The organism is Serratia sp. K-E0102 (assembly GCF_029962625.1).
Taxonomy (GTDB): domain Bacteria; phylum Pseudomonadota; class Gammaproteobacteria; order Enterobacterales; family Enterobacteriaceae; genus Serratia; species Serratia sarumanii.
Window position 1 is genome coordinate 2,243,419 of record NZ_CP124754.1, and the last position, 21,309, is coordinate 2,264,727.

Genomic DNA, 21,309 nt, shown 5'->3' on the forward strand with positions numbered 1-21,309 from the left:
GTATTAAAGGCGGAAAACGAGTTCAACCGGCGCGTCCTAATCGCATTAACAGAGAAATTCGCGCGCAAGAAGTTCGCCTAACCGGCGTCGATGGCGAGCAGATTGGTATTGTCAGTCTGAATGAAGCTCTTGAAAAAGCTGAGGAAGCGGGCGTTGATTTAGTAGAAATCAGCCCAAATGCCGAACCGCCAGTTTGCCGAATCATGGATTACGGCAAATTCCTCTACGAGAAGAGCAAGTCGACGAAAGAACAGAAGAAGAAGCAAAAAGTTATCCAGGTCAAGGAAATCAAATTCCGTCCTGGCACCGATGATGGCGACTATCAGGTCAAACTACGCAACCTGATTCGCTTTCTGGAAGATGGCGATAAAGCCAAAATCACCCTGCGTTTCCGCGGGCGTGAGATGGCGCACCAGCAGATCGGTATGGAAGTGCTTAACCGCGTCCGTAAAGACCTGTGTGAAGATATGGATCTGGCAGTGGTCGAATCCTTCCCTACGAAGATCGAAGGCCGCCAGATGATTATGGTGCTCGCTCCTAAGAAGAAACAGTAAGGCTTACAAGTAATGGAACCCGCGCGGCGCTTGCGCTGTGTGGGTTTTATTCGCCCAACTGATTCGTTGTTTAACAATGCGAAGTGGATTTAATTAAAATGCCAAAGATTAAAACTGTACGTGGTGCAGCCAAGCGCTTCAAAAAAACCGGCAGCGGTGGTTTTAAGCGTAAACATGCCAACCTGCGTCATATTCTGACCAAAAAAGCAACCAAGCGTAAACGTCACCTGCGTCCGAAAGGCATGGTGTCTAAAAACGATCTGGTCCTGGTTACCGCGTGCCTGCCGTACGCATAAGCCATTTTTTTTGAATTTAGAATAAGACTTTAGGAGAGAGCATATGGCTCGCGTAAAACGTGGTGTAATTGCACGCGCACGTCACAAGAAAATTATGAAGCAGGCGAAAGGCTACTACGGTGCCCGTTCGCGCGTATATCGTGTTGCCTTCCAGGCAGTAATCAAAGCAGGCCAGTATGCTTACCGTGACCGTCGTCAACGTAAGCGTCAGTTCCGTCAGCTGTGGATTGCACGTATCAACGCAGCTGCTCGTCAGAACGGTCTGTCTTACAGCAAGTTCATCAACGGCTTGAAAAAAGCGTCGATCGAAATTGACCGTAAGATCCTGGCTGACATCGCAGTCTTCGACAAAGTGGCCTTCGGCGCACTGGTTGAGAAAGCGAAAGCAGCTCTGGCGTAAGTCAGTAGAAGAGGGAGCTTGCTCCCTCTTTTAATCTTTGTTTTCAGCGACAAATATTGACTTTCATTGTCCGCAGCTATATCACTGGTGGGCAATCATCGACAAGGTACCGCAATCATGCACGCAGCTATTTTTCGTTTCTTTTTTTACTTTAGCGCCTGATTTCAGGAGGCTTTGCGCGTAAGAAAAGAAACGAAAAGTAGCGCCTAAGCCTCCCTCGTGGAGGCTTTTTTGTTTTTGGCCATCGTCCCGTCTTGCAACGCGTTGCGGTGAGTATGGCTGGCGTTCAGCTCAGGTGAGCCGCCCGGCCGGCAACGCATTGAAAAGTCTTTGAAGATTGCTCAAAGGCGTGTTCGAATATAGATAACAATTACTTAGGGCCATCCCGGCCAGAGGAAGAGGAAAGCAATGCCACATCTCGCAGAGCTGGTTGCCAATGCCAAGGCAGCCGTAGAAGATGCCCAGGATGTTGCCGCGTTAGATTTGGTGCGCGTCGAATATTTTGGCAAGAAAGGTCATTTCACCTTGCAGATGCAGTCTCTGCGCGACGTCCCGGCGGAAGATCGTCCGGCGGCCGGCGCGGTGATCAACCAGGCCAAGCAAGAGGTGCAAGACGCCCTGAACGCGCGTAAGAACGCGCTGGAAAGCGCTGCGCTGAACGCGCGCCTGGCGGCTGAAACCATCGACGTCTCCCTGCCGGGCCGTCGCATGGAAAACGGCGGTCTGCATCCGGTGACCCGCACCATCGACCGTATCGAAACCTTCTTCGGCGAGCTGGGCTTCTCCGTTGCCACCGGCCCGGAGATTGAAGACGATTACCACAACTTCGACGCGCTGAACATTCCAGGGCATCACCCGGCGCGCGCCGACCACGATACTTTCTGGTTCGACGCCACGCGCCTGCTGCGCACCCAGACTTCCGGCGTGCAGATCCGCACCATGAAGAACCAGCAGCCGCCGATCCGCATCATTGCGCCGGGCCGCGTTTATCGTAACGACTACGATCAGACGCACACCCCGATGTTCCATCAGATGGAAGGGCTGATCGTCGATAAAGACATCAGTTTCACCAATCTGAAGGGCACGCTGCACGATTTCCTGAACAACTTCTTTGAAGAAGACCTGCAGGTTCGTTTCCGTCCGTCCTACTTCCCATTCACCGAGCCGTCCGCTGAAGTGGACGTGATGGGCAAGAACGGCAAATGGCTGGAAGTGCTGGGCTGCGGTATGGTGCATCCGAACGTGCTGCGCAACGTGGGCATCGATCCGGAAGTTTACTCCGGCTTCGCCTTCGGTATGGGCATGGAGCGCCTGACGATGCTGCGTTACGGCGTCACCGACCTGCGCGCATTCTTCGAAAACGATCTGCGTTTCCTCAAACAGTTTAAGTAAGGCGGGAATATCACATGAAATTCAGTGAACTCTGGTTGCGCGAGTGGGTAAACCCGGCCATCAGCAGCGAAGCATTATCCGATCAAATCACCATGGCCGGCCTGGAAGTGGACGGCGTGGATCCGGTTGCCGGCGCGTTTAACGGCGTCGTCGTGGGCGAAGTGGTCGAGTGCGGTCAACATCCGAACGCCGACAAACTGCGCGTCACCAAGGTTAACGTAGGCGGCGAACGCCTGCTCGACATCGTCTGCGGCGCGCCAAACTGCCGTACCGGCCTGAAAGTGGCGGTCGCCACCGTGGGCGCGGTGCTGCCGGGCGACTTCAAAATCAAGGCCGCCAAGCTGCGCGGCGAACCTTCGGAAGGTATGCTGTGCTCGTTCTCCGAGCTGGGCATTTCCGACGATCATGACGGCATCATCGAGCTGCCGCTGGATGCGCCGATCGGCACCGACATCCGTGACTACCTGAAACTGAACGACAACACCATCGAGATCAGCGTCACGCCGAACCGCGCCGACTGCCTGGGCATCATCGGCGTCGCGCGCGACGTGGGCGTACTGAACCAGGTTGCGCTGACCGAGCCGGACATGAGCCCGGTGGCCGCCTCCATCGACGCCACGCTGCCGATCCGCGTTGACGCGCCGCAGGCGTGCCCACGCTATCTGGGGCGCGTGGTGAAAGGTATCGATGTCAAGGCGCCAAGCCCGCTGTGGATGCGTGAAAAACTGCGTCGTTGCGGCATCCGTTCTATCGATGCCGTGGTAGACGTCACCAACTATGTGCTGCTGGAGCTTGGCCAGCCGATGCACGCTTTCGATCTGGGCCGCATCGACGGCGGCATCGTGGTGCGCATGGCGGAAGAAGGGGAAACCCTGACGCTACTGGACGGCAACGAAGCCAAACTGAGCGCCGACACCTTAGTGATCGCCGATCATCAAAAAGCGTTGGCGATGGGCGGCATCTTCGGCGGCGAGCATTCCGGCGTCAACGGGGAAACTCAGGACGTGCTGCTGGAGTGCGCCTTCTTCAGCCCGCTGTCGATCACCGGCCGCGCACGCCGTCACGGCCTGCACACCGATGCGTCTCACCGCTATGAACGCGGCGTCGATCCGGCGCTGCAGTACAAAGCGATGGAGCGCGCCACGCGCCTGCTGCTCGACATCTGCGGCGGCCAGGCCGGCCCGGTTATCGACGTAACCCACGAAAACGAACTGCCGAAGTGCGCCACCATCACGCTGCGCCGCGAGAAGCTGGATCGTCTGATCGGCCACGTGGTGCCGAGCGAGCAGGTCAGCGACATTCTGCGCCGCCTGGGCTGCCAGGTGACCGAGCAGGGCGACAGCTGGCAAGCGGTCGCGCCGAGCTGGCGTTTCGATATGGAAATCGAAGAGGATCTGGTGGAAGAAGTGGCGCGCGTTTACGGCTACGACAACATCCCGGATGTGCCGGTGCGCGCCGATCTGGTGATGACCCAGCATCGCGAAGCCGATCTGACGCTCAAGCGCGTGAAGACCATGCTGGTCGATCACGGCTACCAGGAAGCGATCACCTACAGCTTCGTCGATCCGAAAGTGCAGGCGCTGCTGCACCCGAATGAAGAAGCGCTGATCCTGCCGAGCCCGATTTCGGTCGAAATGTCGGCGATGCGCCTGTCGCTGTGGACCGGTTTGCTGTCCGCGGTGGTGTATAACCAGAACCGTCAGCAGACGCGTCTGCGCCTGTTCGAAAGCGGCCTGCGCTTTGTGCCTGATAGTGCGGCAGATCTGGGTATTCGTCAGGACGTCATGCTGGCAGGCGTGATCGCCGGCCATACGCACGATGAGCATTGGGATCTGGCGCGCAAGCCCGTCGACTTCTATGATTTAAAAGGGGATCTGGAGTCTGTCCTCGAACTGACCGGTAAATTATCCGAAATTCAGTTCCGGGCGGAAGCCAATCCGGCCCTGCATCCAGGGCAGAGTGCGGCGATTTATTTGCACGGCGAACGCGTAGGTTTCATCGGTGTGATTCACCCGGAACTTGAACGTAAACTGGATCTTAACGGCCGCACCGTGGTGTTTGAACTGGAGTGGAACAAGCTTGCGAGCCGCGCCGTGCCTCAGGCGCGGGAGATTTCGCGCTTCCCGGCAAACCGCCGTGATATCGCCGTTGTGGTGGCTGAAAACGTCCCCGCAGAAGATATTTTGGCCGAGTGTAAGAAAGTTGGCGCAAATCAGGTAGTTGGCGTAAACTTGTTTGACGTGTACCGTGGCAAGGGCGTGGCAGAAGGTGACAAGAGCCTGGCTATCAGTCTGGTATTGCAGGATACCGCTCGTACACTGGAAGAAGAGGAGATAGCCGCTACCGTTGCAAAATGCGTAGAGGCTCTAAAACAGCGATTCCAAGCATCCTTGAGGGATTGAACCTATGGCGCTTACTAAAGCTGAAATGTCAGAACACCTGTTTGAGAAGCTTGGGCTTAGCAAACGGGACGCCAAAGACCTGGTGGAACTGTTCTTTGAAGAGGTCCGTCGGGCCCTTGAGAATGGCGAACAGGTAAAACTGTCGGGTTTTGGCAACTTTGATCTGCGTGACAAGAACCAACGTCCGGGGCGTAACCCGAAGACCGGCGAAGACATTCCGATTACGGCGCGCCGCGTGGTGACCTTCCGTCCGGGGCAGAAGCTGAAAAGCCGGGTAGAAAACGCCAGCCCGAAAGGGTGAGTGACGTGTGATATCAAAAAAGGCCGCTTGCGCGGCCTTTTTCTTTTTTGGGATAAAATTCAGTTTATTCCTAATGGGCAATGTAAGAATTAAAATCCTGCGTTCAAACGCTACGGCGAAAGTTTATTTAAGCTCGATTTCGGAATATTCTTAACTCTTATTTGGTGAGAGGCATTGTTTTCGCTTCAATAACGGCCGTGATAATGGCCAGGGCCATCGCCACGGTGGCCGCCGCCCCAGTGCGGGCCCCAGCAGCAGGCGCTGAGGCTTGCTGTCAGGGCCACAACGGCCAGCAGGCTGCCTATACGTTTAATCATCTTATTATCCTCCGATGGAAATTCGCTTAATTATAATTGCCGCGCCGCTTGAGAGCCGTCAGTTATTCGTTAAGCCTTGTCAGCGATTATGATAATTAAAGGCGAGGGCAAACAGTGTAGGGATTGTGTAAGGCCGTCGAAAACAATCTGAAAATAGGCATCGGTGAGATAGTGGTTAAATAAACGCGCTGATATAACCACTGCAGCAAGAAAAATAGAGTGAGAAGGCAAAATGAAAAAGATCCTGTTGCTGGTGTGTTTCCCGCTGTTGCTGCCGCTGGCGGCGCAGGCCGATGTCTCTGTCGATATCAATGTGCCGGGCGTTTCTCTGCATCTTGGGGATCAGGACCGTCGCGGCTACTACTGGGATGGTTACGACTGGCGTCCACCGCAGTGGTGGCATGCGCATCAGGGCCGCGGTCTGGGTGAGCGCAATGCGCGCGGCATGTACTGGGACGGCGGCCGCTGGCAGCCATCGCCGCCGCGTGGCTATGATCACCGTGAGCCGGCACGCAGCGGCAATCCGTTCCGCGGCGATCGCGATAATCGCGACCACGAGCGCAATCATGACGATCGCGGTGCTTCCGACCGCCGCGATGACGGCCGCGGCCAGCCTTATCCACCGGGCAACGCCGGCCCGCATCGTTAACCCTGAGTTTATCGGCGGCTGGTTTTGCCATCATCGTTGCGATGACGGGCAAGGCCAGCCGCTGCTTTCCTGCGCCATCATCCACGCAAGGCTTCCCCTTGCGGCGTTAACCCCCTAATATTCGACTCAAACGTCAATTATCCGGCCACGACAGCGGCCGGCAGGGAACCGCCGCGCCATGCCAACCAGTCGTACCTTCACCTTATTGTTGCAACATCAACGCTACCGCGATAAACGCCAGATCGGTCTGTTGGCGCTGGGCGTGGCGGTGGCGTTGCTGTTCAGCCTTTGCGCCGGCGACCAATGGATATGGCCGTCAGAGTGGTTCAGCGATCGGGCGCAACTGTTCGTCTGGCAACTGCGTTTGCCGCGCGCGCTGGCGGTGATGCTGGTCGGTGCCGCCCTGGCGGTGGCGGGCGCGGTAATGCAGGCGCTGTTTGAAAACCCGCTGGCGGAGCCTGGTCTGCTGGGCGTCGCTAACGGCGCCGGCGTAGCGCTGGTGCTGACGGTGTTGTTGGGGCAGGGGTTGTTGCCGGTGGCGCTGATGAGCGCCGCCGCGATAGCCGGTGCGCTGGCGATGACCTTCCTGTTGCTGGGCTTCGCTCGCCGCCGACGTCTGACCAATGCGCGGCTGTTGCTGGTCGGCGTAGCGCTGGGCATCGTGTGCAGCGCGCTGATGACCTGGGCGGTCTATTTCAGCACCAGCCTCGATCTGCGGCAGCTGATGTACTGGATGATGGGCGGTTTCGGCGGGGTCGACTGGCGCCAAAAGTGGCTGGTGCTGGCGCTGCTGCCGGTGCTGCTGTGGTTGTGTGGCCAGGGCAAAGCGCTCAACCTGATGGCGCTGGGCGAGGTACAGGCGCGGCAACTAGGGCTGTCGCTGCATCTGTGGCGTAACCTGCTGGTGCTGGCGATCGGCTGGCTGGTCGGCGTCAGCGTGGCGCTCGCCGGGGTGATTGGCTTCGTTGGGCTGGTGATCCCGCATATCTTGCGGCTTATCGGCCTGACCGACCAACGCTATCTGTTGCCGGCCTGCGCGCTGGCCGGGGCCGGGGTGTTGCTGGTGGCCGATGTGGTTGCCCGCATTGCGCTGCTGGCGGCCGAGCTGCCGATCGGCGTGGTGACCGCCACGCTGGGGGCGCCGCTATTTATCTGGTTACTGACCCGGGCAAAAGGCGTAAGGTAGTTCTCTTCATTCACCTGCCATTAAAAAACCAAAGGATGACAACCGATGAGCAAGCCAATCGACAACCTGCCGTTACAAACCATTGAAAATCAGCCGACCACGCTGGGCGCCTACCGGGGTAAGGTGTTGCTGGTGGTCAACGTGGCCTCGGAGTGCGGCCTGACCAAACAGTACGAAGGGCTGGAAGCGCTGTACGAAGCCTATCGCGATCAAGGGCTGGAAGTCCTCGGGTTCCCGTCCAATGAATTCCTGGGCCAGGAGCCGGGCAGCAACGAAGAGATCCTGGCGTTTTGCCGTGGCACCTTCGGCGTGCAATTCCCGATGTTCGCCAAGATTGAGGTGAACGGCGAACGCCGTCATCCGCTGTACCAGGCGCTGATTGCCGCACAGCCGGAGGCTGTCGCACCGCAGGGCAGCGAGTTTCTGGCGCGGATGACCAGCAAAGGGCGTGCGCCGAAGCACCCCGGCGATATTCTGTGGAACTTCGAGAAATTCCTGATCGCGCGCGACGGCACGGTGATCCAGCGCTTCTCGCCTGACACTACGCCGGAAGATCCGGCGCTGGTGGCGGCGGTGAAACAAGCGCTGGCAGGATAAGACAGATGCTGCAACTCGTTGAGGTTGGGGTGGCGGGGCGCCTGGCGCCTTTTTCGGCACAGATTGACGGCGGGTTGCAGGTTCACCTGATCGGCCCCAATGGCGCAGGGAAGAGCACCCTGTTGGCGCGGGTGGCGGGCATGCTGCCGGGGCTGGGCGAAGTCTGCCTGGACGGACGCGCGTTGGCCGATTATCCGGGGCACGCGCTGGCATGCCGGCGCGGCTATCTCAGCCAGCAACAGCCGCCGGTGTCGCTGATGCCGGTGTTTCAGTATTTGGCGTTGCACCGGCCTGCCGGCGCGGCGCAAACCGAGGTGGAGCACGCCATTCTCTATCTATGCCAGCGGTTGAAGCTGGTGGATAAGCTGTCACGCACGTTGACGCAGCTTTCCGGTGGCGAATGGCAGCGGGTGCGGCTGGCGGCGGTGTTGCTGCAGGTGTGGCCCAGCGTCAATCCGCACAGCCGATTGTTGTTGCTGGATGAACCGACCAATAGCCTGGATGTGGCGCAAAAGGTCGCGCTGGATCGCCTGCTGCGCGAATTCTGTCAAAGTGGGCGCAGCGCGCTGGTGTGCGCGCACGATCTGAATCATACCCTGCAGCAGGCCGATCGGGTTTGGTTGCTGCACGCTGGGCAGCTGGTCGCGCAGGGCATCACCCGTGAGGTGATGGCGCCCGACCTGTTGTCGCAGATCTATGAAGTGGATTTTCACCTGCAATGGGTGGGGAACCAGCGTTGGATCATGACGCGCACGGCTTAATTCGTCCCGGCAGCATAAATGTAAACGAAAACTAAACGTAGTGAATATAAATAGCCGGGTAATCATCGGCTATTATTGTTCCACCGCTCATTTTATCGTGGGTTTTATTGAAAAGCGTCAATGACGTGCTAGGCTTGATTCGGCAAAAATAAAATAAGTAAATAATTATTAATATATATAGTAAATTGATTTTCATAGTAAATTTAAATTAATGATGACGGCACCTATCCATCAGTTCTCCCACTGATGACACGTCTCGTCTTAAGGTTTAGTTAAGCTTGCGGCCTTACATTGTCAGTTAATCCACGGAAACGATTCTTCTCTGGCGTTTAATATTCGTTAAACGAAAGGGATTTACAGTGTCATCAAAGCAGCTCGATACGTTTGGGGTTAACTATGGATCAATTTTTGCCTTTCTCTCGTCCGGCCATCGGCGATGAAGAAATCGCCGCGGTAGAGAAAGTGTTGCGTTCCGGTTGGATCACCACCGGGCCGAAAAACCAGCAACTGGAAAGCGACTTCTGCTCCACTTTCGGCTGTAAGCACGCCATCGCCGTCAGTTCCGCCACGGCGGGTATGCACATCACGCTGATGGCGCTGGGTATCGGCCCCGGCGACGAAGTCATCACCCCTTCGCAAACCTGGGTCTCCACCCTCAACATGATCGAGCTGCTGGGCGCCACGCCGGTGATGATCGACGTTGACCGTGATACGTTGATGGTCAGCGCCGCCGATGTCGAGGCTGCCATCACCCCGAACACCAAAGCGATTGTTCCGGTGCATTACGCCGGTGCTCCCCTGCAAATGGATGCGCTGCGCGCCGTAGCCGCACGCCATCGCTTGCCGCTGATCGAAGACGCCGCCCACGCGGTCGGCACGCGCTACAACGGCGAATGGGTCGGCGCACGCGGCACGGCGATTTTCTCTTTCCACGCGATTAAAAACGTGACCTGCGCCGAAGGCGGCCTGATCGCCACCGACGACGATGCGCTGGCGGATCGCCTGCGTTGCCTGAAGTTCCACGGTCTGGCCGTCGATGCCTTCGATCGCCAGCAGCTTGGCCGCAAACCGCAGGCCGAAGTGGTGGAGCCGGGTTACAAATACAACCTGTCCGACATTCATGCGGCGATCGCCGTGGTGCAACTATCGCGCTTTGCTGAGCTGAACGCGCGCCGTAAGGCGCTGGCACAGCGCTACCTGAGCGCGCTGGAAGGCTCGCCGTTCCAACCGTTGGGCGTGCCGGATTATCCGCATGATCACGCCTGGCACCTGTTTATGGTCCGCGTCGATCCCGCGCGTTGCGGCATCGATCGCGACCAGCTGATGGAGCGCCTGAAAGAGGTTGGCGTCGGCACCGGGCTGCATTTCCGCGCCGCGCATACTCAGAAATTCTACCGTGAGCGTTATCCGCAGCTTTCTTTGCCGAATACCGAATGGAACTCGGCGCGGCTGTGCACCTTACCGCTATTCCCTGATATGACCGACGCCGACGTGGATCGCGTGGTCAATGCCTTGTCTTCTGTTGTGGAGTCTTTACGTGCCTCGCGTTGAACCGATTAAAAAAGTCTCGGTAGTCATCCCGGTATACAACGAGCAGGAAAGCCTGCCGGCGTTGCTGGAGCGGACTACTGCCGCCTGTAAGCAGTTATCTCAACCTTATGAAATCATCCTCGTCGACGATGGCAGCAGCGACAACTCCGCTGACATGCTGACTGCGGCGGCGGAAAAGCCGGATAGCCACGTGATCGCCGTCTTGCTGAACCGCAACTATGGCCAGCACTCGGCCATTATGGCCGGTTTCAATCAGGTGACCGGCGATCTGGTGATTACGCTGGACGCCGATCTGCAGAACCCGCCGGAGGAGATCCCACGGCTGGTCAGCGTGGCGGAAGAGGGCTATGACGTGGTGGGCACCGTGCGCGCCAACCGTCAGGACTCTTGGTTCCGCAAAAGCGCCTCGCGCGTGATCAACATGATGATTCAACGCGCCACCGGCAAGTCGATGGGGGACTACGGCTGCATGCTGCGCGCCTACCGTCGTCATATCGTTGAGGCGATGCTGCACTGCCATGAGCGCAGCACCTTTATCCCGATCCTGGCGAATACCTTCGCCCGCCGCACGACCGAGATCGACGTGCGTCACGCCGAACGCGAGTTTGGTGACTCCAAGTACAGCCTGATGAAGCTGATCAACCTGATGTATGACTTGATCACCTGCCTGACCACCACGCCGCTGCGTTTGCTCAGCGTGGTCGGCAGCATCGTGGCGCTGTCCGGGTTTGTGCTGGCGCTGGTGCTGATAGCGCTGCGTCTGCTGCTCGGCCCTGAATGGGCCGCCGGCGGCGTGTTCACCCTTTTCGCCGTCCTGTTCACCTTTATCGGCGCCCAGTTTGTCGGCATGGGGCTACTGGGTGAATACATCGGCCGCATCTATACCGACGTGCGCGCGCGTCCTCGCTATTTTGTTCAGAAAGTGGTCGGTGCACAGCAGGACCACAATACTCAGGAAGAAGAATGATGAAAGCTATTGTATTTGCTTACCATGATATTGGCTGCGCCGGTCTGAAAGCGCTGACTGAGGCGGGTTATGACGTGCAGGCCGTGTTCACGCACACCGACGACCCTGGCGAGAACAACTTCTTCTCCTCCGTGGCCCGTTTGGGCGCCGAATTGGATCTGCCGGTCTATGCGCCAGAGGACGTAAACCACCCGCTGTGGGTTGACCGCATTCGCGCACTGCAGCCGGACGTGATCTTCTCGTTCTATTACCGCCACATGCTGAGCGACGAGATCCTGTCGCTGGCACCGCAGGGCGGTTTCAATCTGCACGGTTCGCTGCTGCCGCGTTACCGTGGCCGTGCGCCGGTGAACTGGGCGCTGGTGAACGGCGAAACCGAAACCGGCGCCACGCTGCACAAGATGGTGAAACGCCCCGACGCCGGCGACATCGTCGGGCAGCAAAAAGTGGCCATCGCCGACAGCGATACCGCGCTGACGCTGCACAAAAAAGTGCTGGAAGCCGCGCAGATCGTGTTGAAAGAGCAACTGCCGAAGCTGAAGAACGGCACCGCCACCTTCACCAAGCAGGATGAGTCCCAGGCCAGCTACTTCGGCCGCCGCAGCGCGGCGGACGGCGAGATCCTGTGGCACAAATCCGCCAAAGAGATCAACAACCTGGTGCGCGCCGTCACCGAGCCGTACCCGGGGGCGTTCAGCTACCTCGGCCAGCGCCAGCTGATCGTCTGGCGCTCTCGCGTGCTGGATACCCAACACGATAAGCAGCCGGGCACCGTGCTGAGCACCTCGCCGCTGGTCATCGCCTGTGGCGAAGGCGCGCTGGAGATCGTCGCCGGTCAAAACGACAGCGGTCTGTACGTGCAGGGCAGCCGCCTGGCGCAGGAAATGGGCATCGTCACCGACGTGCGTCTGGCCGCCAAGCCGAACGCCGCGATGAAACGCCGCACCCGCGTACTGATCCTCGGGGTCAACGGCTTCATCGGCAACCACCTGACCGAGCGCCTGCTGCGCGACGATCGCTACGACATCTACGGTCTGGATATCGGCTCTGACGCCATCAGCCGCTTCCTCGACAACCCGCGCTTCCACTTCGTGGAAGGCGACATCAGCATCCACTCCGAGTGGATCGAGTATCACATCAAGAAATGCGACGTGGTGCTGCCGCTGGTGGCGATCGCGACGCCGATCGAATACACCCGTAACCCGCTGCGCGTGTTCGAGCTGGACTTCGAAGAGAACCTGAAGATCGTTCGCGACTGCGTGAAATACAACAAGCGCATCATCTTCCCGTCCACCTCTGAAGTGTACGGCATGTGCGACGACAAAGAGTTCGACGAAGACCATTCGCGCCTGATCGTCGGGCCAATCAACAAACAGCGCTGGATCTACTCGGTCTCCAAACAGCTGCTGGATCGGGTGATCTGGGCTTACGGCGCCAAAGAAGGCCTGAAGTTCACGCTGTTCCGTCCGTTCAACTGGATGGGGCCGCGCCTGGATAACCTGGACGCGGCGCGCATCGGTTCTTCCCGCGCCATCACCCAGCTGATCCTCAACCTGGTGGAAGGTTCGCCGATCAAACTGATGGACGGCGGCGCGCAGAAACGTTGCTTCACCGACATCAACGACGGCATCGAAGCGCTGTTCCGCATTATCGAGAACCGCGACGGCCTGTGCGACGGCCAGATCGTCAACATCGGCAACCCGACCAACGAAGCGAGCATCCGCGAACTGGCGGAAATGCTGCTGGAAAGCTTCAACAACCATCCGCTGCGCGACCGCTTCCCGCCGTTTGCCGGCTTCAAGGACGTGGAGAGCAGCAGCTACTACGGTAAAGGGTATCAGGACGTCGAGCACCGCACGCCGAGCATCAAAAATGCTCACCGCCTGCTGGGCTGGCAGCCGACCATCGAGATGAAGCAAACCATCGCCGATACGCTGGACTACTTCCTGCGCACTACCGTTCAGGAAGGGAACGGTGCATGAAGAAAGTCGGTCTGCGGGTTGATGTAGATACCTTCAGCGGCACCCGTGAAGGGGTGCCGCAGTTGCTGGATCTGTTCGAAAAGTACGACATTCAGGCCAGCTTCTTCTTCAGCGTGGGACCGGACAACATGGGGCGCCATCTTTGGCGCCTTTTGCGTCCGAAATTTTTGTGGAAAATGCTGCGTTCGAACGCCGCCTCGCTGTACGGTCTGGACATTCTGCTGGCCGGCACCGCCTGGCCGGGGCGCAACATTTCACGCGCGCTGGGGCCGCTGATGAAGCGCACCGCCGAAGCCGGCCATGAGGTCGGGCTGCACGCCTGGGATCACCAGGGGTGGCAGGCCAGGGTCGGCAAGTGGAGCGAGGCGCAGCTGACCGAACAGGTACAGCTGGGCGTCGACGCCCTGAGCGCCAGCACCGGCCAGCCGGTGAAATGCTCCGCCGTGGCGGGCTGGCGCGCCGATACGCGCGTGCTGGAGGTCAAACAACGCTTCGGCTTCCATTACAACAGCGATTGCCGCGGCACCCATCCGTTCCGTCCGGTGCTGAGCGACGGACGCCACGGTACGGTGCAGATCCCGGTGACGCTGCCGACCTTCGATGAAGTGATTGGCAGCGAAGTCAGCATGGCCGACTTCAACGACTATATTCTGCGCGCCATCGAGAACGATCGCGGCGTGCCGGTGTACACCATTCACACCGAAGTGGAAGGCATGTCGCAGGCGGCGATGTTCGAACAGTTATTGCAACGCGCACAGCGGCAGGGCATCGAATTCTGTCCGCTGAGCGCGCTGTTACCGCAAGATTTGGCGTCACTGCCGTTGGGCCGCATCAAGCGCGCTCCTTTCCCCGGCCGCGAAGGTTGGCTGGGCTGTCAAACCGATGTGAAGGACGTTACATGAAGGCGCTAAAAGGATCCTGGGCCATTGTGCTGGCCGTTTTTTTTGCTCTGGTTTACCTGATCCCGCTTAACGGCCGCCTGCTGTGGCAGCCGGATGAGACGCGTTATGCCGAGATCAGCCGTGAAATGCTGCAGCGCGGCGATTGGGTCGTGCCGCACCTGCTGGGGCTGCGCTATTTCGAAAAGCCGGTGGCGGGTTACTGGTTCAATAACATCAGCCAGTGGCTGTTTGGCGAAAACAACTTTGCGGTGCGTTTCGGCTCGGTGTTCAGCACCGGCATGACCGCGCTGCTGGTGTTCGCGCTGGCGATGCTGATGTGGCGCAATGCGCGCCGCGCCAGCCTGGCGGCGCTGATGTTCCTGTCGATGGTACTGGTGTTCAGCATCGGCACCTACAGCGTGCTGGATCCGATGATCTCGCTGTGGCTGGCGGCGGCGATGGTCAGTTATTACCTGACGCTGAAAGCCACCTCGGTCAAAGGCAAGCTGGGCGCTTACGCGTTGCTGGGCCTGGCCTGCGGCATGGGCTTTATGACCAAGGGCTTCCTGGCGCTGGCGGTGCCGGTGATCGCGGTGATCCCGATAGTCATTCAGCAACGCCGCATCAAGGATCTGCTGTGCTATGGCCCGGTGGCGATCGTGACCGCTACGCTGCTCAGCCTGCCGTGGGCGCTGGCGATCGCGCAACGCGAACCCGATTTCTGGAATTACTTCTTCTGGGTCGAGCATATTCAGCGTTTCGCCGAAGATAACGCCCAGCACAAGGCGCCGTTCTGGTATTACCTGCCGGTCCTGCTGGCGGCGGTGCTGCCGTGGCTGGCGCTGCTGCCTGGTGCGCTGCTCAAGGGTTGGCGCGAGCGCGTACAGCGTCCGGAGCTGTTCTTCCTGCTGAGCTGGGCGCTGATGCCGCTGATCTTCTTCAGCATCGCCAAAGGCAAGCTGCCGACCTACATTCTGCCGTGCATGGCCCCGCTGGCGCTGCTGATGACCGCCTATGCGGAAGACTACGCCGCCACGCTGCGCGCCAGGCTGTTCAAGGCCAACGCCTGGCTGAACGGCCTGTTCGGCCTGATCGGCATCGTGGCGCTGGTGGTGTTGAGCTCCGGTCTGCTGCCGAAGGCACATCTGTTTACTCCGCAGGAGTGGCCGAAACTGGTGCTCGGCCTGATCGCCTTCGGCGGCTGGCTGCTGTTCGCGCTGGTTTCCGTACGCGACAACGGCCGCCAATGGCGTTGGGCGGCGGCTTGCCCGGTGCTGCTGTGCCTGGTGATCGGTTACGCCATCCCGCAACAGGTGACCGATTCCAAACTGCCGCAAAACTTTGCCCGCGCCACGATGGCCGAACTGAGCGACAGCCGCTATGTGTTGAGCGACAGCGTCGGGCTGGCGGCCGGCCTGGCCTGGGAGCTGAAGCGCAGCGACGTGCTGATGTACAGCCAGAAAGGCGAGGTGGCCTATGGTCTGGAGTACCCGGACGCCAAGGGGCACCTGATCAGCGATGCCGACTTCCCGCAGTGGCTGGCGCAGGCGCGCAAGCAGGGGAACGTGTCGCTGGTGCTGCAGCTGTCCCGTGGCGAAGCGCTGCCGCAGGAACTGCCCGCCGCAGACAAGGTGGATCGCATGAACCGCCTGGTGCTGATGTGGTATAAACAGCAACCATGATGGGTTTTCTGTTGGTGATTGTGGTCAGCCTGCTCACCTGTGGTGGGCAGCTGTGCCAGAAACAGGCGGCGCACTGTTGGGAACGGGCGGACGAGGCGCGGCTGAAGCTGACGCTGCGCTGGTTGGCGCTGGCGGTGCTGCTGCTGGGGCTGGGCATGGCGGTGTGGCTCAATGTGCTGCAACGCCTGCCGCTCAGCCTGGCTTACCCGATGCTCAGCCTGAACTTCGTGATGGTGACGCTGGCGGCGCGCTGGCTGTTTCATGAGCCGACGACCGCCCGCCACTGGTGCGGCGTAGCGTCGATTATGTTGGGGATCCTGCTGATGAGCGTGCATTCATGAGGGGCTATGCCTGGGGCGCCGCCAGCGTGTTGCTGGTGACGTTGGCGCAGTTGCTGATGAAGTGGGGCATGGTGCAAATCCCGCTGATGTCGTTCGCCGACGTCTCGCTGGCGCTGATCGGCGGCTACTGGCTGCCGCTGTTGGCGGTGGGCGGCGGCATCTGCGGTTATGCGCTGTCGATGCTGTGTTGGTTCTTTGCGCTGCGCCACCTGCCGTTAAACCGTGCTTATCCTCTGTTGAGCGTCAGTTATGCGCTGGTCTATCTGGCGGCGGTGATCCTGCCGTGGTTCAACGAGTCCGCTACGCTGCTGAAAACGCTGGGCACGCTGTTTATTCTGTTCGGCGTCTGGCTGATTAACAGCAAGTCCGAGACTAAATCGCCGGAATAGGGCCAAAACCGGCGATCCTGTCATTATCTCCCTTATGGCGCTTGCCTTTTTCCCCGTGCGGGAGATAAATTAACGCCAAATAGCGCTCTCCTTACGTGGTGCCGGCTTTGCCTCGCAGGCGGTGTGGTGGTGTACCGGATGGCATAATGCGGCAACGTGTTCAATGAAGGGATATTATGCGGATGCGTGTGTGGTTTTTATTAGCCAGTTTGATCCTCGCCGGGTGCAGCAGCCATGCGCCGCCGCCCAGCGGCCGCCTGGCGGACTCTATCGTGGTGGTGGCCCAGCTCAATGAGCAGCTGCGCCAGTGGTACGGCACGCCATACCGTTACGGCGGCCTGGATCGGGGCGGGGTAGATTGTTCCGGCTTTGTTTACCGCACGTTCCGCGATCGTTTTGACATGCAACTGCCGCGTTCGACCGAAGAACAGACCTCGCTGGGCACCAAGGTCTCACGCGATGAGCTGATGCCGGGCGATCTGGTGTTTTTCAAAACCGGCGGCGGTGAGAACGGCCTGCACGTCGGCATTTACGATACCAACGACCAATTTATCCATGCGTCGACCAGCCGCGGGGTGATCCGCTCCTCGCTCGATAACGTCTACTGGAAGCGGGTGTACTGGCAGGCGCGACGCATTTAGCCTTAACCCATTGATTTGGTGTATCATGGCGGCATCTCATGTTTTGGACGGTGCCTGCCATGAACAGCCTGCGTTTACTGATCTCCGACTCCTACGATCCCTGGTTCAACCTGGCGGTGGAAGAGTGCATCTTCCGCGAAATGACCACGCAAAAAATTCTCTTCCTGTGGCGCAATGCCGAAACGGTGGTGATTGGCCAGTCGCAGAACCCCTGGAAAGAGTGCAACACCCGGCGCATGGAGCAGGACGGCATTCGGCTGGCGCGGCGCAGCAGCGGCGGCGGGGCGGTATTTCACGACCTGGGCAACACCTGTTTCACCTTTATGGCCGGCAAGCCGGGCTACGACAAGAGCGTCTCGACCGACATCATTTTGCAAGCGCTGCGGCAGCTGGGCGTCGCGGCCGGCGCGTCGGGGCGCAACGATCTGGTGATGGAAACCGCCGACGGGCCGCGTAAAATATCCGGCTCGGCCTATCGAGAAACCCAGGATCGCGGTTTCCACCACGGCACGCTGCTGCTGAACGCCGACCTGGAACGGCTGGCGAACTACCTCAATCCGGATCCCAAAAAGCTGCAGGCCAAGGGCATCACCTCGGTGCGTTCACGCGTCGCCAATCTGGCGGAGTTTTTGCCGGGCATCAGCCATGAGCAGGTATGCGACGCCATCGTGCAGGCTTTCTTCGCCCACTATGGCGAAACGGCCGAGCCGGAGATCATTTCGCCGGACGTGTTCCCCGATCTGCCCGATTTTGCCGCGCAGTTCGCCAAACAAAGCAGCTGGGAATGGAATTTCGGCAAGGCGCCGGCGTTCAGCCACTTGCTTAACGAGCGCTTTGTCTGGGGCGGCGTAGACCTGTTCTTCGATGTGGAGAAGGGGGCTATCGTTCGCGCGCAGGCGTTCACCGACAGCCTTAATCCCGCCCCGCTGCAGCGGCTGGCGGATATGCTGGTGGGCTGCCCGTATCGAAGCGAGCCCGTTGCCGCCTGCTGTGATCGACTGATGGCGGACTATCCTCAGCAGGCGGCCGAATTAGCCGAACTGCGGCAATGGCTGAGTGAAACGATCCGTTAGCGGAGGCCAGGTGATGAAGGGATGAGCGTGCTCATCCCTTTTTTTATCGCTGAAATCGACGTTTTGCACAGCGGTAGCGCAGATTTTCTGAAAATCAAGGTGGGCATTTTTTTGCGTTTTCAATGCCGAGAATAACGGGCGGAATTGATGCGTTATTAAATTTAATCAGTCATCGTTAACGGCAGGAAAAATCGGCGTTAAGGCGGGAAGATTATTTTACTTTATTTAAGATTTTTCTTAAATAAAACAAAGGAGATAAGTCAAATTTGGCCGTCAATCCATTCTACTTAAGCCAAATACCTTTTCACATAACGCGTTTGGCGGGCGCCATGGCATAAGTTCGGCTGCTTTTCTTTGCGCCTTTCACGATTGTCGTATAGCTTTAATCTATCAATTAAATGATATTTCATGGGTATTTACATTGATATTTCCGATTAATCCCAGAGGGATTGATCGATAAAATATATTGATATACGATGATACGCTAGCCATTCATCCTGTGGCATTAAAATGAACATCCAACTCGAAGCTGACTTTATTAGTAGCTATGTTTTTCAACCTGTTTACTCAATGGAGGGCGGGCTGTTGGCGGTGGAAATGTTGAGCCGATTCAACAGTCTCGACGGTGATTTAGCCATGCCGGCCGAAATTGGGATTAATTTATTGGCGCCTGAACAAAGGATTGAGTTATTTAATGAGCAACTGAAACTTGCGGAGCAACATGCGGCTTGGTTTACCGGTAACAACGTGCAGTTGACCATCAATATCGAAGAAACCATCGTTGAGCTTATTCTTTCCGATTCGGCGTTGTGCCAACGGATCGGGCAATATCCTTTTATTGCATTTGAAGTGAGTGAGAGTTTTCCGAATCTTTCGGCCGGGAAGAACAACCCGAGCGTGCGGCGATTAAGCGAAATGTTTACGCTGTGGCTCGATGATTTCGGTTCCGGTAAAGCCACGCTGACCGCGTTGTACGATGGTTTGTTTGACTACGTAAAGATAGACAAGCGTTTTTACTGGCAGCTGTTTACCCATCAGGGATATGACGTGGTCATCGACTCGTTGTTAAAGAATATCAATCTGTTATGTAAAGGCGTGATCGTCGGAGGAATAGAGAAAAAAGAGTATTTTAATAAACTCAGGTACGCCGGTGTTTTAGGTCTGCAAGGTTTTTTATGGCCCAGCGTTGGTGTGGATAATCTGCAAGCTTTGCTGGCGACGCCCAGCGAGTTCAATAATTAAGAAGTGATATAAAAAATTACACACAATGAGGTAAATCATGCGCGGAGTGAGGTTACCGTGATTCCGCTACCGTTATTGATCCTCGTTGTTGGGCTGATAACACCGTTTATCAGCCGGCATTAAACCCGCGCTTCCTCAGCCAGGCGGAACGCCAAACTCCCCGCATCCGTCCTGACGACAGGCGGATGCGTTCTCCCTGCATTCCTTCGGTGTTAATCCGCTCGTTCAGGCTCTACACTACGCTGAAACGGAGGGCCTATGCCGCAGTTCGATAACGCTTACTACCAACAGTTACCCGGCTTCTACACCGCTCTGAACCCGACGCCGCTCAAGGATGCGCGCCTGCTGTACCACAGCGAGCCGCTGGCGCGCGAGCTGGGGCTGGATGAAAGCTGGTTTACTCAGGATAAAACCCCGATTTGGGCGGGAGAAACGCTGCTGCCGGGCATGCAGCCGCTGGCGCAGGTGTACAGTGGCCACCAGTTCGGCGTGTGGGCCGGGCAGTTGGGCGATGGCCGCGGCATTTTGCTTGGCGAACAGGTTCTGGCGGACGGCAGCCACCGCGACTGGCACCTGAAGGGCGCCGGGCTTACGCCGTATTCGCGCATGGGGGACGGCCGCGCGGTGCTGCGTTCGGTTATCCGCGAGTTTCTGGCCTCTGAGGCGCTGCACCATTTGGGGATCCCCACCACCCGAGCGTTGACCATCGTCACCAGCAGGCAGCCGGTGTTCCGCGAGCAGCCGGAACGCGGTGCCATGCTGATGCGGGTGGCGGAAAGCCACGTGCGCTTCGGCCACTTCGAACACTTTTACTACCGTAAACAGCCGGAGCAGGTACGGCAGCTGGCGGATTTCGTCATTGCCCGTCACTGGCCGCAGCTGCAGGATCAGGCCGAGCGCTACCTGTTGTGGTTTACCGACGTGGTCGAACGGACGGCGCGCCTGATCGCCCATTGGCAAACCGTCGGTTTCGCGCACGGCGTGATGAACACCGACAACATGTCGATTCTCGGTATCACCATCGATTACGGCCCTTACGGCTTCCTTGACGACTACCAGCCCGGCTATATCTGCAACCATTCCGATCACCAGGGGCGTTACGCCTTCGACAATCAGCCGGCGGTGGCGTTGTGGAACCTGCATCGTCTGGCGCAGACCCTATCGGGGCTGATGTCCACCGAACAGCTGCAGCAGGCGCTGGCGGCGTATGAGCCGGCGCTGATGCGCGCCTACGGCGAACAGATGCGCGCCAAACTCGGCTTCTTCACGCCGACGGCGCAGGACAACGACGTGCTCACCGGTCTGCTGGGACTGATGGCGCAGGAAGGGCGGGACTATACCCGCACGTTCCGCCTGTTGAGCGAGACCGAACAGCAGCAGGCGCAGTCGCCGCTGCGCGACGAGTTTATCGATCGCGCGGCGTTCGACGCCTGGTATCAGCAGTATCGACAGCGTTTGCAACAGGAGCAGGTGAGCGATGCGGAGCGGCAACGGGCGATGAAGGCGGTGAATCCGCGGCTGATCCTGCGCAACTACCTGGCGCAGCAGGCGATTGAGGACGCGGAGAACGACGACGTGGGCCGTTTGCAGCGATTGCATCAGGCCCTGCTGCGGCCGTTCGACGATGTGCCGGAGTATGACGATCTCGCCGCGCTGCCGCCGGACTGGGGCAAGCACCTGGAGATTTCCTGCTCCAGCTGAGATG

23 protein-coding genes and 1 other annotated feature are annotated in these 21,309 nt (G+C 58.5%); of the genes, 22 read left to right on the forward strand and 1 reads right to left on the reverse strand.

Annotated elements, in window-relative coordinates:
* Positions 1-2: 2 nt before the first annotated feature.
* From infC to ihfA, 7 genes are all read left to right on the forward strand, one after another.
* Positions 3-554 carry a translation initiation factor IF-3 gene (gene infC / locus SSARUM2_RS10885; RefSeq protein ID WP_048233542.1) on the forward strand — a complete coding sequence of 184 codons (552 nt, stop codon included), beginning with the start codon at positions 3-5 and terminating at the stop codon, positions 552-554.
* A gap of 98 nt (positions 555-652) precedes the next feature.
* Positions 653-850: a 50S ribosomal protein L35 gene (gene rpmI / locus SSARUM2_RS10890; protein ID WP_004931418.1), complete on the forward strand. Its 198-nt coding sequence runs from the start codon at positions 653-655 to the stop codon at positions 848-850.
* Positions 851-893: 43 nt separating this feature from the next.
* Positions 894-1,250, forward strand: a complete 357-nt coding sequence (rplT, locus tag SSARUM2_RS10895) for a 50S ribosomal protein L20 (protein ID WP_004931417.1) — start codon at positions 894-896, stop codon at positions 1,248-1,250.
* Positions 1,251-1,363: 113 nt separating this feature from the next.
* Positions 1,364-1,486, forward strand: a sequence feature (Phe leader region).
* A complete protein-coding gene (gene pheM / locus SSARUM2_RS10900; protein WP_121626058.1) occupies positions 1,368-1,412 on the forward strand; it encodes a pheST operon leader peptide PheM in 45 nt (14 codons plus the stop codon). It overlaps the preceding feature by 45 nt.
* Positions 1,487-1,658: 172 nt before the next feature.
* Positions 1,659-2,642 carry a phenylalanine--tRNA ligase subunit alpha gene (gene pheS / locus SSARUM2_RS10905; protein WP_004931416.1) on the forward strand — a complete coding sequence of 328 codons (984 nt, stop codon included), beginning with the start codon at positions 1,659-1,661 and terminating at the stop codon, positions 2,640-2,642.
* Between the two features lie 14 nt (positions 2,643-2,656).
* Positions 2,657-5,044: a phenylalanine--tRNA ligase subunit beta gene (pheT, locus tag SSARUM2_RS10910; RefSeq protein ID WP_060452931.1), complete on the forward strand. Its 2,388-nt coding sequence runs from the start codon at positions 2,657-2,659 to the stop codon at positions 5,042-5,044.
* Between the two features lie 4 nt (positions 5,045-5,048).
* Positions 5,049-5,345 carry an integration host factor subunit alpha gene (ihfA, locus tag SSARUM2_RS10915; protein ID WP_004931414.1) on the forward strand — a complete coding sequence of 99 codons (297 nt, stop codon included), beginning with the start codon at positions 5,049-5,051 and terminating at the stop codon, positions 5,343-5,345.
* A 185-nt stretch (positions 5,346-5,530) separates the two neighbouring features.
* On the opposite strand, the gene SSARUM2_RS10920 is transcribed toward ihfA, so the two are convergent.
* Complete coding sequence (locus tag SSARUM2_RS10920) at positions 5,531-5,662, reverse strand: hypothetical protein (protein WP_033653919.1); 132 nt, start codon at positions 5,660-5,662, stop codon at positions 5,531-5,533.
* A 232-nt stretch (positions 5,663-5,894) separates the two neighbouring features.
* On the opposite strand from SSARUM2_RS10920, the gene SSARUM2_RS10925 reads away from it, so the two are divergent.
* From SSARUM2_RS10925 to SSARUM2_RS10995, 15 genes are all read left to right on the forward strand, one after another.
* The gene (locus SSARUM2_RS10925; RefSeq protein WP_033638328.1) at positions 5,895-6,311 is read left to right on the forward strand and encodes a DUF2502 domain-containing protein; all 417 of its coding nucleotides are present in this window, start codon (positions 5,895-5,897) and stop codon (positions 6,309-6,311) included.
* Positions 6,312-6,489: 178 nt separating this feature from the next.
* Positions 6,490-7,497: a vitamin B12 ABC transporter permease BtuC gene (gene btuC / locus SSARUM2_RS10930; protein ID WP_033638330.1), complete on the forward strand. Its 1,008-nt coding sequence runs from the start codon at positions 6,490-6,492 to the stop codon at positions 7,495-7,497.
* Between the two features lie 45 nt (positions 7,498-7,542).
* Positions 7,543-8,094, forward strand: a complete 552-nt coding sequence (locus tag SSARUM2_RS10935) for a glutathione peroxidase (protein WP_033638331.1) — start codon at positions 7,543-7,545, stop codon at positions 8,092-8,094.
* 5 nt (positions 8,095-8,099) lie between these two features.
* Positions 8,100-8,855, forward strand: a complete 756-nt coding sequence (gene btuD / locus SSARUM2_RS10940; RefSeq protein ID WP_047567824.1) for a vitamin B12 ABC transporter ATP-binding protein BtuD — start codon at positions 8,100-8,102, stop codon at positions 8,853-8,855.
* 396 nt (positions 8,856-9,251) lie between these two features.
* Positions 9,252-10,406 (forward strand): UDP-4-amino-4-deoxy-L-arabinose aminotransferase, encoded by a 1,155-nt coding sequence (gene arnB / locus SSARUM2_RS10945; protein WP_125460742.1) that lies wholly within the window; start codon positions 9,252-9,254, stop codon positions 10,404-10,406.
* Positions 10,393-11,373, forward strand: a complete 981-nt coding sequence (arnC, locus tag SSARUM2_RS10950; RefSeq protein ID WP_049196145.1) for an undecaprenyl-phosphate 4-deoxy-4-formamido-L-arabinose transferase — start codon at positions 10,393-10,395, stop codon at positions 11,371-11,373. The genes arnB and arnC overlap by 14 nt, the downstream gene beginning before the upstream one ends.
* On the forward strand, positions 11,373-13,355 hold the full coding sequence (gene arnA / locus SSARUM2_RS10955; protein WP_033638761.1) for a bifunctional UDP-4-amino-4-deoxy-L-arabinose formyltransferase/UDP-glucuronic acid oxidase ArnA: 1,983 nt from the start codon (positions 11,373-11,375) through the stop codon (positions 13,353-13,355). Before arnC ends, arnA begins: the two co-directional genes overlap by 1 nt.
* Positions 13,352-14,257, forward strand: coding sequence for a 4-deoxy-4-formamido-L-arabinose-phosphoundecaprenol deformylase (gene arnD / locus SSARUM2_RS10960; protein ID WP_033646311.1), 906 nt, complete (start codon positions 13,352-13,354; stop codon positions 14,255-14,257). The genes arnA and arnD overlap by 4 nt, the downstream gene beginning before the upstream one ends.
* Positions 14,254-15,918 carry a lipid IV(A) 4-amino-4-deoxy-L-arabinosyltransferase gene (gene arnT, locus SSARUM2_RS10965; protein ID WP_033653922.1) on the forward strand — a complete coding sequence of 555 codons (1,665 nt, stop codon included), beginning with the start codon at positions 14,254-14,256 and terminating at the stop codon, positions 15,916-15,918. Before arnD ends, arnT begins: the two co-directional genes overlap by 4 nt.
* Entirely contained in the window at positions 15,915-16,259 is a 345-nt protein-coding gene (gene arnE, locus SSARUM2_RS10970) for a 4-amino-4-deoxy-L-arabinose-phosphoundecaprenol flippase subunit ArnE (RefSeq protein WP_033653923.1), read from the forward strand. Before arnT ends, arnE begins: the two co-directional genes overlap by 4 nt.
* Complete coding sequence (arnF, locus tag SSARUM2_RS10975) at positions 16,256-16,648, forward strand: 4-amino-4-deoxy-L-arabinose-phosphoundecaprenol flippase subunit ArnF (protein ID WP_033638346.1); 393 nt, start codon at positions 16,256-16,258, stop codon at positions 16,646-16,648. The genes arnE and arnF overlap by 4 nt, the downstream gene beginning before the upstream one ends.
* A gap of 176 nt (positions 16,649-16,824) precedes the next feature.
* On the forward strand, positions 16,825-17,289 hold the full coding sequence (locus SSARUM2_RS10980) for an NlpC/P60 family protein (protein ID WP_016927954.1): 465 nt from the start codon (positions 16,825-16,827) through the stop codon (positions 17,287-17,289).
* 59 nt (positions 17,290-17,348) lie between these two features.
* Positions 17,349-18,362, forward strand: a complete 1,014-nt coding sequence (locus SSARUM2_RS10985; protein WP_033638762.1) for a lipoate--protein ligase A — start codon at positions 17,349-17,351, stop codon at positions 18,360-18,362.
* A gap of 510 nt (positions 18,363-18,872) precedes the next feature.
* Positions 18,873-19,604, forward strand: coding sequence for an EAL domain-containing protein (locus SSARUM2_RS10990; RefSeq protein WP_033646308.1), 732 nt, complete (start codon positions 18,873-18,875; stop codon positions 19,602-19,604).
* A 258-nt stretch (positions 19,605-19,862) separates the two neighbouring features.
* Positions 19,863-21,305: a protein adenylyltransferase SelO gene (locus tag SSARUM2_RS10995; RefSeq protein ID WP_060452932.1), complete on the forward strand. Its 1,443-nt coding sequence runs from the start codon at positions 19,863-19,865 to the stop codon at positions 21,303-21,305.
* Positions 21,306-21,309 lie beyond the last annotated feature (4 nt).